Annotated in this window: 11 protein-coding genes; all 11 read right to left on the minus strand. The window is 43.8% G+C overall.

Annotated features, from left to right (window positions below):
• Window positions 1–12: 12 nt before the first annotated feature.
• Entirely contained in the window at window positions 13–1,086 is a 1,074-nt protein-coding gene (locus J1C91_RS06040; protein ID WP_125438705.1) for a thiamine pyrophosphate-dependent dehydrogenase E1 component subunit alpha, read from the minus strand.
• A gap of 15 nt (window positions 1,087–1,101) precedes the next feature.
• Window positions 1,102–2,442 carry a dihydrolipoyl dehydrogenase gene (gene lpdA / locus J1C91_RS06045; RefSeq protein ID WP_125438707.1) on the minus strand — a complete coding sequence of 447 codons (1,341 nt, stop codon included), beginning with the start codon at window positions 2,440–2,442 and terminating at the stop codon, window positions 1,102–1,104.
• 208 nt (window positions 2,443–2,650) lie between these two features.
• A complete protein-coding gene (locus tag J1C91_RS06050; protein ID WP_002909768.1) occupies window positions 2,651–4,894 on the minus strand; it encodes an ATP-dependent Clp protease ATP-binding subunit in 2,244 nt (747 codons plus the stop codon).
• A 227-nt stretch (window positions 4,895–5,121) separates the two neighbouring features.
• Window positions 5,122–6,465 carry an MATE family efflux transporter gene (locus J1C91_RS06055; RefSeq protein ID WP_002909769.1) on the minus strand — a complete coding sequence of 448 codons (1,344 nt, stop codon included), beginning with the start codon at window positions 6,463–6,465 and terminating at the stop codon, window positions 5,122–5,124.
• 115 nt (window positions 6,466–6,580) lie between these two features.
• Complete coding sequence (locus J1C91_RS06060; RefSeq protein ID WP_002909770.1) at window positions 6,581–7,162, minus strand: xanthine phosphoribosyltransferase; 582 nt, start codon at window positions 7,160–7,162, stop codon at window positions 6,581–6,583.
• A 64-nt stretch (window positions 7,163–7,226) separates the two neighbouring features.
• A complete protein-coding gene (locus J1C91_RS06065) occupies window positions 7,227–7,415 on the minus strand; it encodes a twin-arginine translocase TatA/TatE family subunit (RefSeq protein ID WP_002897604.1) in 189 nt (62 codons plus the stop codon).
• Window positions 7,415–8,131: a twin-arginine translocase subunit TatC gene (tatC, locus tag J1C91_RS06070; RefSeq protein ID WP_032912455.1), complete on the minus strand. Its 717-nt coding sequence runs from the start codon at window positions 8,129–8,131 to the stop codon at window positions 7,415–7,417. Before tatC ends, J1C91_RS06065 begins: the two co-directional genes overlap by 1 nt.
• Complete coding sequence (locus J1C91_RS06075; protein ID WP_125438709.1) at window positions 8,124–9,824, minus strand: FTR1 family iron permease; 1,701 nt, start codon at window positions 9,822–9,824, stop codon at window positions 8,124–8,126. Before J1C91_RS06075 ends, tatC begins: the two co-directional genes overlap by 8 nt.
• A complete protein-coding gene (efeB, locus tag J1C91_RS06080; RefSeq protein ID WP_125438711.1) occupies window positions 9,802–11,010 on the minus strand; it encodes an iron uptake transporter deferrochelatase/peroxidase subunit in 1,209 nt (402 codons plus the stop codon). Before efeB ends, J1C91_RS06075 begins: the two co-directional genes overlap by 23 nt.
• 4 nt (window positions 11,011–11,014) lie before the next feature.
• Window positions 11,015–11,887 (minus strand): iron uptake system protein EfeO, encoded by an 873-nt coding sequence (gene efeO / locus J1C91_RS06085; RefSeq protein WP_125438713.1) that lies wholly within the window; start codon window positions 11,885–11,887, stop codon window positions 11,015–11,017.
• Window positions 11,888–12,005: 118 nt separating this feature from the next.
• A complete protein-coding gene (locus J1C91_RS06090) occupies window positions 12,006–13,562 on the minus strand; it encodes a ClC family H(+)/Cl(-) exchange transporter (RefSeq protein WP_125438715.1) in 1,557 nt (518 codons plus the stop codon).
• Between the last annotated feature and the right edge of the window lie 60 nt (window positions 13,563–13,622).

Raw genomic sequence — 13,622 nt, forward strand, 5'->3', positions numbered from 1 at the left:
AACCTCCTTCTATCAATCAGCAAATACATCTTCCAACAGAGACTCAGAACGAGGAATAGGACTGTCTTGAGCAAATTTGATAGCTTCTTCTACATCCTTTCGGGACTCTTCTAAGATGGCATCAAGTTCCTCTTCAGTCAAGAGGCCATGCTCGATAGCGTAGTCGCGGAAGACGTCCAAAGCATCCACATCTGCCCAGTCTTTTTCTTCACCTTCCAGAGCCTTGTATCTCTGCTCATCCCCTTCAAAGTGACCATGATCGCGATATGTTACAGCTTCAATTAAGGTAGGCCCTTCACCTCTACGAGCCCGCTCTACAGCTTCCTTGGCTACTTGGTAGACAGCGAATAAATCCTTACCATTAACCCGAACGCCGGGCATATTATAAGCAGCCGCTCTCTCAGCAATGGTGCCAGACGCTGAAGAATACCATTGCGGTGTTGATTCTGCAAAGAAGTTGTTTTCATTGACAAAGATAACTGGCAGTTTCCAAATTGATGCCATATTGAGACATTCGTGGAAATTCCCTTCATTGGCCGCACCATCACCGAAGAAGCAGACAGCTACACTGTCGGTTTTCAAGTACTTGTTGCGCATTGCTGCACCGGTAGCTAGACCAAAGCCTCCACCAACCATACCATTGGCACCGAGGATTCCCTTGTCCAAGTCAGCGATGTGCATAGATCCGCCTTTTCCTTTTCCAAGCCCAGTCTCCTTGCCAAAAATTTCTGCCATCATTCCCTTTAAATCACCGCCCTTAGCAACACAGTGACCGTGTCCCCGGTGAGTACTGGTAATATAGTCCTGGTCTGTCAGATTGGCACAGACACCAGTAGCAATCGCTTCCTCTCCAGCATAAAGGTGAACAAAGCCAGGAATCTGTCCTGCAGCAAAGAAACGCCGTGTATTTTCCTCAAAATTTCGGATATCCCACATGGTTTTATACATGGTCTTAGCTTTTTCTTTGGAAATCTGCTCCACCTCAACTTCGGTAGCATCATGGACTTTTAAATCGACTAGCTCTGATACAGCACTTTGGTTTCTTGTTTTGGTCAATCGTTGTGGTAAATCTTTATAATTTGACATATTTTTACCTCCTCATTAATCGTCCTGAACGAGTCTTTTTGCGACTTCTTGTATTAGTTCTGATGTGGTCGGATGAGCAAAAACCGTTTCAAGAACTTGATCCAGCGTTGCTTCAGCCTGCCTCAGCAAAATCAAATTCTGCAGAAGATCTGTACCGTTCGGACCGACGATGACAGCACCTAGTAGAAGATGGTATTGCTTTTCTGAGATTAGCTTGACATAGCCCTCCGTCTCACCTATAGCGATAGCCCGCCCATTATAAGAGAAAGGCAGCTGCTCGACCAGAACATCATAGCCCGCCTTCTCAGCCTCTTCCTTGCTGAGACCAAAAGAAGCCACTTCAGGATTGGTGTAGAGTGAACGGGGAACACCCAGCGGATCAACTGCTTCTTCAGCTCTCCGGCAGATAGCTCTTACAGCCTTTATTCCTTCTGCACTAGCTACGTGAGCCAGCATATAAGATTCCAAAAGATCACCGATAGCATACACATGCTCTTTTGATGTCTCATAGTATTGATCTACCTTGACAAAATTCCGATCTGTCAAGGCTAATCCCATATCCTTGGCTAGCTCTAGGTTTGGTTTGCGGCCAGTAGCGACTAAAAGATGGTCGAAAGCAACCTGCTCGTTCTCAAGCAAGACAGAATTACCAGTTACTTCCTTTATCTGCGCCCCCTGATAAATCATCACCCCCATTTTCTTTAGTTTCTTTTGAATCACATGTCGCGCTTCTGCTTCTTCGGTCAAAAGAATTTCTGGCGCAACCTCAATAACAGTGACAGCAACACCCAGAGGAGCCATAGCAAAAGCTAGCTCAATTGCGATAACGCCACCCCCGATAATGACCAACTTCTCAGGAAGCTCCCTCAAGTCAAAAAACGTATCCGTCGTTAGATAGTCAACCTGTTTCAACCCCTTAATAGGAGGCACAAAAGGATAACTGCCAGTAGCCAAAATAACATCTTTACCACTGATTTCTTTACCATTGACGGAGAAGGTTCGGTCTTTGACAAACTTGGCCTGACCTTCTATATACTCAATGCCTAAAGACTTAAAGCTAGCATGAATTCCAGATTGCAAACTGGCAACAACTTGATTCTTTCGGTCTACCAATTTCTCAAAATCAATCCTTTCAAGCTTGCTCTCAATACCATAACGTCTGGCATCTTCCATTGTCAGCAACCAATGACCGTGCTGGAGATAAGCCTTAGACGGTATACATCCCACATTCAGGCAGGTTCCGCCGATAGACTTCTTTTCTACTACGGCCACCTTCTTACCCAAACGAGCTGCTTCTTCAGCAGCTACATAACCACCCGGTCCAGCACCGATAATCAAAACATCATAAACAGACAAAACAGGCCTCCTTTCATAAAATGCAAAGGGTGCTCCAACAATCAAAATGATTGCTGTCGGCTATAGATACAAAAAGCATCTTATTATTTATTCATATATCTAAGACTCATCTCGAAATCTTAAGATACAGTCTGCTCTGAAAAAGATAAACCTCCTTTCTTCATTTTTTTCGTCTACACATAGTAAGCGCTTACTTTTTGGAAGAAGCTTATATCAAATAATTAAACTCCAGTTGCCCATCCTTCAAACCGACTTGAACTGTCATTTCAGTTGTTTCCTTATTTTCGACCAAATAACGAGCCAAAGGCGTTTCTAGATAGCGCATAATGCTTCTTTGAATAGGACGAGCACCAAATTCCGGTTGGTAGTCCTGCTGGGCTAAAAATGCATAAACATCTTCGCTCAGATGAAGCTGAATCTTCTGATGTTTCAACCTTTCCTGAAGTTGCCGAACCATGATTTTTACGATATTAATCATGTCTTCTGCTCTTAGAGGATTGAAAATAACCGTCTCATCAATCCGATTTAAAAACTCTGGTCTAAAGCTATGTTGCAGCAAGGACAGAACTTCTTCCTGCGTTTCAGCAGTCAGTCCCTGTTCACTTTTGAGACTTTCCAAAATCTGCTGGGAGCCAATATTGCTTGTCATAATCAAAATAGTATTTTTAAAGTCGATAGTACGCCCTTTAGAGTCTGTCAAGCGTCCTTCGTCCAATACTTGCAGCAGAGTGTTGAATACATCCGGATGGGCTTTCTCAATCTCATCCAGCAAGACAATCGAATAAAGCCTCCTACGAACAGCTTCTGTCAGCTGTCCTCCCTCTTCAAATCCTACGTAGCCTGGTGGCGGACCAACTAAACGAGCAACGGCATGTTTTTCCATGTATTCAGACATATCCAGTCGGACCATTTCCAGCTCATTGCCAAACAGCCGCTCAGCGAGGGCTTTAGCCAGAGCAGTCTTCCCGACTCCAGTTGGCCCCAGAAAGAGGAATGAACCAATAGGACGCTTTGGATTTTGAATTCCTGCTCTTGAGCGTAAAATGGCCTCCGAAACCTTTTGAACAGCCTGGTCTTGCCCTACAATTCTCTGGCGCAAGAGCTTGTCTAGATTTAACAGGTGTTCGCGCTCATTGTCCATGATTCCCTGCACTTTGATTCCTGTTATACGCTCTACGATACTGGCTATATCTTCACGACTGACGTCCGGTCGTTCAGTTTCCCCTTGAGCTAGCTGGATTTTCTTGACAGCACACGCCTCATCAATCAAGTCCAGTGCTTTATCAGGCAAATAACGATCTGATAGATAACGAATTGAAAGACTGATTGCTACCAGCAAGGCTTCGTCCGTCAGCCTAACTCCGTGAAAGTCCTGATAATTCTCTCGCAGTCCTTGCAGAATTGTCAATGCTTTATCTTGATCAGGCTCCTCAATACGAATGCGCTGGAAACGCCCCTCCAAAGCTTGATCTAGCTCGAAGCTTTCTCGATAGGCAGCAAAAGTTGTGGTTCCGATGATATTAATCTGTCCCTGAGCCAAGAGCGGCTTTAAAAGATTGCCTGCATCAAGAGAGCCCTCTGTCCGACCTGCTGTCACGATTTGATGAATATCCTCAATATAAAGTATAATCTTCCCCTTAGCAGCCAGCACCTCATCCAAAACAGCCTTGAAGCGCTCTTCAAACTCTCCTCTATATTTAGTCCCGGCAATCAGTCCGCCTAGATTTAACTTAAAAACTTCCTTGCCCAGTAAATGTTCCGGAACATCATCAGCAAGCAGTCTGCCAACAAATCCCTCCATTACTTTAGATTTCCCAACACCTGGAAAGCCTATGAGGATGGCATTACTCTTCTCTTTTCTGGAAAGAACACGGATAATATCGTTGATTTCCTCTTGGCAGCCTATCACCTTCCTACCGGTCTGGTCTGCCAACCACTGATTAAAGTTAGTTGCATATTTGCTCAGGGCTTGATAGCGACTCTCCTGACTGGAAAAGACTGCTCGTTTGCCTTGGCGAACCTTATTCAACTTTTTAGCAACTAATTCCTTATCAATCCCAGCCTGCTTTAAAAAGACAGTTATCGGATTTCGCTGCTGGTGAAATAGACTGAGAATCAGGTGTTCTACTGTTACCACCTCATCTCTTAGTTCCGTCCTCTCAGCCTCTGCATCATCCAAAAGATTCTTGAGACGCTGGCTATACTGACGTCCAAATCGGTTCGTGTCGGTATGTGAAAATACAGGAATCTTGGCTAGTTCCTGATTGATGACTCTGATAAATTCATTAATATCAAGGTCCAAACCGGTATAGAATTCCAAGGCAAAAGCCTGGGGCTGGGTCAAAACTGTCCAGACATGCGGAATGTCCACTTGATAATTGTGTTTTTGAATAGCTAATTCCTTTGCAGCATTTAGTACTTCTTGCAAAAGATGGGTATAGTGTTCGGTCATATAGTTCCCTCGCTTTTCTTCTGAAAACCAAAGACAACTGCAAACAATATTTTAAAAATTAACCTATTTTAACAAAAACTTGACTTGATAATCTTATGTCTATTATATCATTTTCACAATCAATATACTAGAAAATATGTAAGCGTTTTACTGTTTTAATCTAATTTTAATAAAAGTTTGTGAAAAAAATAACACCAGCTTATCCTAAAAGAACAAGCCAGCGCTCTTTAAGTTATGATAGTTTTAGCTAAACGATTAAGCCGCCACTGAAAGAGAATGCCGCTCATCACCAAGCTGGCAATGAGACCAATCCAATATCCATAAGGGCCTAAACTAGTATAGTGATCTAAGAAGAGCCCCAGAGGCAGCGAAACTCCCCAATAAGCAATCAAACCCAAGTAAAATGGCACCTGAGTATCCTTATAGCCCCGAAGAATGCCCTGCAAAGGAGCCGCAAAAGTATCTGCCAACTGGAAAAAGAGGCTGTAGGTCAGAAAAACAGATGTCATACGGATAAACTCGGTATCCGAACCATAGAGAGCAGCCACACGGTCGCGTAAGATATAGAGAAAGAGGAAGGTAAATCCAGCAATTCCCAAGGCCGTCAGCCGCCCAAGTTTACAGAATTTCTTAACATCGTCAGGACGATTAGCTCCAATTTCATAAGAAACGATGATGGACATTGAGGTTGAAATACTCATAGGAAAGGCATACATTAAGTTTGAAAAATTCATGGCCGCCTGATGGCTGGCAATAATTAGAGACGAAAACTTAGCCATGACCAGGCCAACAACCGAGAAAATCACAACTTCAGCAAAAAACGTTCCTCCGATAGGCAGACCAAGTCGAATGCCTTCGATTAAGCCCTTTTTATCTAGCGGTCGAATCTTCCACAGCTCATAGACTCGGATTTTTGGATGTTTAACTGCTACCAACAAGGATATGAAGAGCAAAACCCAATAAGCCAAAGAGGTCCCAAGTCCAGCTCCAGCTCCGCCCATTTCTGGGAAACCAAATGCTCCGTAGATTAGAGCATAATTAAAAGTGCCATTCAAAGGTAAAAGTAAGAGCATGAGATACATGGAAAGCTTGGTCAAGCCTAGAGCATCAAACAGAGAACGGATGGTGCTAAAGAGCAAAAGAGGAATAATACCAAGCGCCAGATACCAAAGATAGTTATTAGCCACTTCTTCTACCAAAGGTTCTAGGCCAAGATGGGCCAAAACCAGAGGAGCGCCCACAAATACCAAGGCAAATAAAATTAGCGATAGCCCTAAAGAAAGATAAATAAACTGATAAAAATCAGAAGCAATCTTTTCTTTTTTCCCCTGACCTAAATGATGCCCGATTATGGGTACCAAGGCCGACACAATCCCTATCAGCAGGTCGAAAAATGGAATCCAAAGACTAGTTGCCATGGAAACACCAGCCAGATGCAGGGTGTCATACTGGCCAGTCATGGTCGTATCGACAAAAGAGGCTGAAAAATTGGCCAGTTGGTAAATCAAAATTGGCAAAAAAATAGAAATAAAGAGCCGCATCCGCTGCTGTAAATTATGAGTTTGGTGCATAGAAATTCCTCAAAAACTTTTTCTACCCAAGTAAAATCAATGAGCTTAGATTTTTAGAATATCAACTATCTTTACTATACTATAAGCCAGACAGATAGTCAAAAGGAAAAGGAAATCATATATCTGCTTCAGTAAAGACAACTTGCCCCTTCTCAAAACCTGCGATACGCGCCAAAGAAAGGACACGATAGCCAGCAGTTTCCAAAAGTTGACGGCCATCCTGAAACGATTTTTCAATGACAATGCCAACTGCTTCAACCTGTGCTCCTGCTTGCTCGATAATGGTAATCAATCCCTTGGCGGCCTGACCATTAGCCAAGAAATCGTCAACAATCAGCACTTTATCGTCAGAGTTGAGAAATTTCCCAGCAATCGAAACGGTCGAAGTCACTTGCTTGGTAAAAGAATAAACTTCAGCCGTCAAAATCCCTTCTGTCATGGTGATGTTCTTAGACTTTTTAGCAAAAATAATCGGAACACCCAAAGCTTCAGCTGTGTAGACAGCTGGAGCAATACCAGAAGCCTCAATGGTCACAACCTTGGTAATTCCTGCATCCTTTACCGCCTCCGCAAAGACTTGGCCAATTTCTTTCATCAATGAAAAATCAACCTGATGGGTCAGAAAAGAGTCAACTTTCAAGATATTTTCACCTAAGACTTGGCCATCTTGGAAAATGCGTTCTTCCAATTTTTTCATTTATCCTCCTTTTCACAAGCCATCTTAATTCTAGCAGAAAAACACGGCTATCCGTGCTTTTCGTTTACTCTTTTTCATTTTTATTCTCGGTCTTGTCTTCTTCTCCAGCATGATTGACTGCTTTTTTGAATTCTGAAAACATTTTACCGATAGATTGCCCCAGTTCGGGCAGGCGCTTTGGTCCGAAAATGAGCAGGGCTCCCAGAACAATAATGATTACCCCAGGTACTCCGATGTCTTTTAAAAGTCCCATTAATTTCTCCTTGTTGATTTTCTTTGATAAATGATGCGACTGAGCAAGATGCTGACTTCATAGAGCAAAATCAGAGGCACTGTCATAGACAGATCGCTGATAAAGTCGGCCGGTGTCAGGATAACTGCTAAAACCAGCAAAATAAAGTAAGCGTATCGTCTATATTTTACCAAAAATTTCGGATTGAGCAAACCGATAGAAGTCAAAAAGGACACCAGAACCGGCAACTCAAAAAGGCAAGCAATCGGAATAGTGGTATGAAAGACGAAACTAAGATAATTCTGCGCTGTCAGTCGTGTCTCAAAGAGGCCCTCACCCAGCGACAGCAAAACCTGCAAAATAGCTGGAGTCACAAAGTAAAAGCCGAAAGTCAGCCCCAGAACAAAACAGAGAAAGGTAGCCGGGATATAAGCGAAAACGGCTCGTGCTTCATTAGCTCGCAAAGCCGGTCGGATAAACTCCCAGACCTGATAAACCAAAAATGGCAAGGTCATGGAAAAAGCGACCAGACTAGCCAGACTGATATAAATCCAAAGGATATCATCCGGCCCCAGCACCAGCAGCTTCTGCTCAAAATTACTAGTCAGCCATCGGTAAATATCGGCCGAAAAAAGTAAGCTAACCAGAAAAACCAAGAAGAAACAAGCCAATACCGCTAGAAAACGCCGTCTGAACTCTGTCAAATGCTCAATAATAGTCTGCTCTTTTTTATCCATGCCGCTGCTCGCTTTTCTGATTTTTCCAGCTAACATAGACCACCAGCAGGATAAAGAGCGCCTGACTAACTACCACTTCTAGGCTTGGATAAATCCCCATCCAGTCGACAGTCACAAAGCCATTGATTAGGTGAGTCGGTAGGATATTGGTCAGCTGAAGGGCATGGATGCTGACACCCAGCATTTTAAAGGCCAAGGCATAGATGAGCCAGGTCAGCCAGAAGAAAATGCTGTGTGGCTTGAGAAGACCAGACGCCTTGCTCATGATAAAGGCCAGCAAGACCAAGACCAGAACAGCCAAGACGATTCCCAAAAGGAAATCAGTCATAGTGATGCGCGGCAGAATTCCTGCATAAAAGAGGATGGTCTCAGCCCCTTCACGGAAAACTGCCAGAAAGCTAAGAGCAAACATGGAAAGAAAACTGCCTGTGGCTGTTACAGCCTTCATTTGGCTTTCCATAAAGTCATTCCATTTCTCGATAGATGCTTTGCTGTGCAGCCAGATACCAACTAGTATCATCATGGCGACAGCGAAAATACCCACTGCACCCTCGATAATCTCACGATTGGATCCAGAAGCAACTGCTGGAAAAAGAAACTGCAGCAAAGCTGCAATCACAGCACTGGCTAGAACTCCACTCGCTGCGCCGGCATAAACCCATTTGAGTCCTTTTTTCATCTTAGAGGCTTTCAGAGTCGTTATCAAAGTCATGACAATCAAGAGCGCTTCTACACCCTCACGCAGCAAAATCAGCATAGCATCAAAAAAATGATAAGAAGCTGTTGTGTCAATCTGTGACAGCTCACTAATCAAGGATTCTAGCTGCTTTTGATACTTCTCTTCGCTACCCTTGACCATAATAACAGGCGTCTGACTCTCTACCTTGGTATAAAGCGAAGGATTATTGACACTGACATCTCCTTCTATCGTTGGCCAAATGGTGATGAACTCTTTCATCTTAGCAGCGGCCTTTTTATCATCTCCGCTTTGGAAGAGACTCAAAGCCTCCTCTAGCAGCTTAATCCCATCTTTCAGCGTCAGATTGCCAGCAGCTTCTTGGACTTTCTCGCCTTTGACAAAATGATCAATGGCGGTTTTCAAATCATCAAAAGAAGACTGAATCATATCAAAGTCAGTAGGCTCCGTCTCGATGGCGCTGCGCAGGAATGAAATGGCTGTTTCCACCTTGCCGTAATGGGCTGTGCTGTTGTCTCGCACCACGCTTTCATTGGTAGTCCAGGTGCTATTCATCTTCTTGTATGCTTCTCGTGTCTCTTCTAAATCCTTAGCGCTAATGGCCTTTTGTAGATTTTCAAATTTTGGCTCTAGCTTACTGAGAAGCTTCTTTTTCTCGGCCTCTAAGTCGACTGGATTCTGCTCTTTCTCAAATTTCAAGAGGGCCGAAGAGATCTGTGTCAGCTTCTCCTCCGTCACCTGACCCGATAAGTCTAGTGCCTTGCTAACTTCTTGTCCCGCTGCTGAGTCGTGATTAGCCACCTTTTCAAAGTCAGTCTTGATTTCTCCGACTAACTGCTTGGCTTTTTCCTGATCCTTCTGCTTGACGGCAGTGCTGGCATCAGTAATTTTGACAAATAAACTGCTGTAGCTCTCGTCCGCTAAAACCGGCTTAGCCAAAAAGATCAGCAAGAGCCCCAATATCAAGAGGCTTTTATTCAAATAATTTTTGACCAAGGTACTCTCCTTTTTTCACTCCACCAAAGCAAGCAAACAAGCCACTGCCGACATGTGTGACGTATTCATTCATCTTATCTTGAGCGCCTAGATTGGTCTGAACCTTGACAAAGCTATCTGGATCTTTCTGGAAGGAAAGAAAGAGCAAGCCTGTGTCGAACTGACCTGTACTTTCATCAATCCCATCCGAGTAAGAATAAGATCGACGATATATAGGCTTATCAACCTCCTTGGCCAAACGGACATGTGAATCCTCTGGCAGCAAGTCCAAGTCAACTTCGTCAAACTCGTCTTTCTTGCCAAAAGGCGCTCCGCTTTCCTTATAGCGGCCAAAAGTATTTTCCTGCTCCTGGAGATTGGTCCGGTCCCAGGTCTCAAGGAACATCTGGATCCGGCGGACAGCCATGTAAGAGCCACCCTGCATCCAGTCCTTGCTGTCGCACCAAATGACCTTTTCAAAATCTTTTTCCTTGGTCACATTGGCCGTGCCATCCTTAAATCCAAAGAGATTACGAGGCGTTGACATCCGGTCTCCGATAGCTGCAAAGCCTGACTGACTCCACTTCATAGTGATAGCATTTCTGCCCTTGCGGACCAGATTGCGGACCGCATGAAAGGCTACTTGCTCATCATCTGCGCAGGCCTGGATGACAATATCGCCACCCGAGTATTTTTCTTTGAGCTGCTCCTTTGGAAAAGGAGGTAAATCTCGAAAAGCCTTCAGTCGTTTGTCTGACAAGCCCATTTTTTTCAGAAAAGAGGCTGAGACACCAAAGGTCAAGGTCAGTCGATAAGGGTTGAGACCGACAGTTTCTCCAGTATCCGTTGGCGGCAAAAGTGCATTTGAATTATCTTTTTTGACCAATTCTCCATCTACCAGCTTCTCGCTATAGGCTGTCCAGTCCTTGAAGAGCTGGATAATGGTCTCCCTAACTGTCGTATGCAAATCCAACACAACGAAGTAGATATTCTTCTGCATGGGAGTTGTGATACCCGCCTGATGCTCCCCATAGAAGCTGATTTCTTCCTCACCGTCAGCGAATTTCTTATCTTCCTTCGCCTGATTAGCGAAAAAAGCAGATGCACCAGAGACACCCAGTGCAAGACCAGCGCCTCCAATCCCTGCTTTTTTAAGAAATTCACGACGATCCATCTTTTTATTAAACCATTTTTCGTCGTTTGTCATATGATTACTTCCCGTCTAGAATGACTCCCATTTGTGAAAGAGGCTCACCCAGTTTTGTTACAGCTTCTGCCAGCTCCTTGGTGTCTTCTTTTGTCAATTCTGTATAGAGCTTGTAGTTTTCAGAGTCGGTCATGTGCTTGTCTAGGAGACTATTGACGTTTTTAAACTCAAGTTCCAAAGTCTTAACAAGTTTCTCGTCCTTGTCCTGAATCAATGGCTTGAAGAGCTCAAAAATCTTTTCTGCTCCTTCAATATTCGCACGGAAATCATAGAGATCTGTATGAGAGAAAACTTCTTCCTCACCTGTAATCTTGCTGGTCGCTACTTCATTGAGCAAGTCAACAGCGCCTGTCAGCATCATATCCGGCGTCACTTCAACTGTTGCGATTTTAGCTTTTAGCTCCTTAATATCATTGACCAGCTGATCGGCATAGCTTTCCGTTCCCTTGGTCGTATTTTGCTCCCACATGATTTTTTCGATGCGGTGGAAACCAGACCAGCCTTCTTCAGTCTTGTTTTCATCCACATAGTCGACTAAGCGGAAGTCAATTTTAACATCTGATTCACCAAAGCTCTCAGCAATCGGTTCCGAGCGCTCGTAGGCCATACGAATAAGCGGATATTGCTTTTTAGCCTCATCAAGCTTGCCTTCTTTAAGGGTGTCACGAAATTTCTCCGTATCTGTCAGGAGCTGATCGATTTGTCCTTGGACAAAAGATTTGTAATCTGCTGTCGCCTTGTCCAATTCTTTCTGATTGACAGCCGTTTGACTGCTAGATGCTTGACTGCTTGAGTCAGTCTTATTTGAAGAATTGTTGGCTGCACAGCCAGTCAGTAAAATTGCCGTTGAAAATAGGACGATGCCAAGTTTTTTCATGGTGACTCCTTTGTTTTCTCTCCTAGATAGAGATTATTTCCTGTAAATTATACCAGTTTTTTTCTCATATTTCAAGAAATTGTCTGACAATTTAATCAAAAACTATATATTTAGACAGCTAAAGCAGCTCTTCTTTGACTTTTCCGATTTCCGTCTTTTTCAGGACCAAGTAAATCGTATCTCCCAGATAGAGGCGCGTGCTGCCATTGAGCGTTTGAGTCTTTCCCTTGTGGACATTCATGGTAATCAAGACCCCATCAGGCAAGTTCAGTTCATGCACCTGCCGACCTGCAATTTTTTCAGAAACAGGGATTTCAATTAAAGTCGTATCTCCCTGGTCCTCGATACTGTCTGGCAACATTTTTTCCAGCATGGCTTCATAGACTGGCGCTCCTTTTAGCAAATCCATGATAATGTAAGCAGTCAGAGTGACCATTCCCAGAGGCATAAGATTACGAATGTCCCCAACCATCTCTGTGACCAGAATCATAGCTGTCAGTGGAGCCTTGGAAATAGCTCCAAAGTAGCCACTCATGCCCAGAATAACGAAAATCGGAAATTGCTCCTGAGAAATCAAACCCAGCTGCAGACAGACTGCCCCCATTGCTCCGCCCAGAAGTGAACCCAGAGCAAGGATAGGCAGAAAAATACCACCTGGCAGCCCGCTTCCGTAACTCAACATGCTCCAAACAAAACGCAGAATAAAAAATAAGAGCAAGGTTCCCACAGTATAATGACTAGCGGTCAAAGATAAAATCAACTGATTGCCCCCGCCCAGCAAGTGAGGTAAGAAATAGCCAATTGGAAGAATCAAAGCAAAGGCTAAAATAGGATAATAAGCTTCTGAAATCCTAAATATTCGTCCTAAAAACTGATAAACTAGCTGAATGTTCAAAATGACTTTTTCATAAATATAGCCTGACAAGCCCAGCAGCAAGCCCATGACTAAGTAAATCCAATACTGCTCCAGTCTCATGATTGGGATATTATCCGGCATGTCCAGTACTGGTGTTAAGCCAAACATGGAGAGCGAGACAAAGTTAGCAACCAGACTGGCCGCCAGCGTAGAAACCCAAAAAAAGCGTGAAAAATGACGGTAAACTTCTTCTACTACGAATAGCAGACCTGCGATTGGTGCATTAAAAGCTGCTGCTAAGCCTGCCGCCGCACCGCTTGCAATGAGCGCTCTCTCCTCAGCAGCACTCAGATTCAGAAATTTAGAGACGCCTTTGCCGCTCATAGCGCCTAGCTGAATACTTGGTCCTTCTCGCCCCAGCATCAGACCGCTGGAAATGGCTAAAATCCCCAATACAAACTTCTTCCAGAGAACACTCCACCAAGAAAGCGACATCAGACCTTTCAGCTCTGCTTCAACCTGCGGAATCCCTGACCCCTTGATATTTTTCTCTGACTTTACCAAGTGAGCATTGAGCAAAACAATGAAAGCATAAAGTAATACTAAAGCCAGTAAACAAAGCAAAGACTGCTGACTCCTATGGTAGACATCCTGTACTAAATGAAAAATTTTTTCAATCAGAAAGCGAAAAACGCCCACTACCAGTCCAGCAAAAATCCCAACTAAGACACCACGCAAAACCTGGGAAATAATTGAATGAGTTGCGAAATTAAATTCTCTCTTGATGTCGTCCTCACGTGAGCTAGCTTCTTTTGCCATTCCCAATCTCCTCTAAATAGTTACTTTACCAATATTCTAGCACAAAGCAAGCCTGATAAA

The sequence above is a fragment of the Streptococcus sanguinis genome (genome assembly GCF_050222175.1).
GTDB classification, from domain to species: Bacteria; Bacillota; Bacilli; order Lactobacillales; family Streptococcaceae; genus Streptococcus; species Streptococcus sanguinis_M.

Excerpts from the sequence above, each read along its gene's own strand:
- J1C91_RS06060 (WP_002909770.1), bottom strand. The coding sequence starts at position 7,162 with ATGAAAAAATTGGAAGAACGCATTTTCCAAGATGGCCAAGTCTTAGGT.
- J1C91_RS06055 (WP_002909769.1), bottom strand. The coding sequence starts at position 6,465 with ATGCACCAAACTCATAATTTACAGCAGCGGATGCGGCTCTTTATTTCT.
- tatC (WP_032912455.1), bottom strand. The coding sequence starts at position 8,131 with ATGGATAAAAAAGAGCAGACTATTATTGAGCATTTGACAGAGTTCAGA.
- J1C91_RS06065 (WP_002897604.1), bottom strand. The coding sequence starts at position 7,415 with ATGGGACTTTTAAAAGACATCGGAGTACCTGGGGTAATCATTATTGTT.
- efeB (WP_125438711.1), bottom strand. The coding sequence starts at position 11,010 with ATGACAAACGACGAAAAATGGTTTAATAAAAAGATGGATCGTCGTGAA.
- J1C91_RS06050 (WP_002909768.1), bottom strand. The coding sequence starts at position 4,894 with ATGACCGAACACTATACCCATCTTTTGCAAGAAGTACTAAATGCTGCA.
- J1C91_RS06090 (WP_125438715.1), bottom strand. The coding sequence starts at position 13,562 with ATGGCAAAAGAAGCTAGCTCACGTGAGGACGACATCAAGAGAGAATTT.
- efeO (WP_125438713.1), bottom strand. The coding sequence starts at position 11,887 with ATGAAAAAACTTGGCATCGTCCTATTTTCAACGGCAATTTTACTGACT.
- J1C91_RS06040 (WP_125438705.1), bottom strand. The coding sequence starts at position 1,086 with ATGTCAAATTATAAAGATTTACCACAACGATTGACCAAAACAAGAAAC.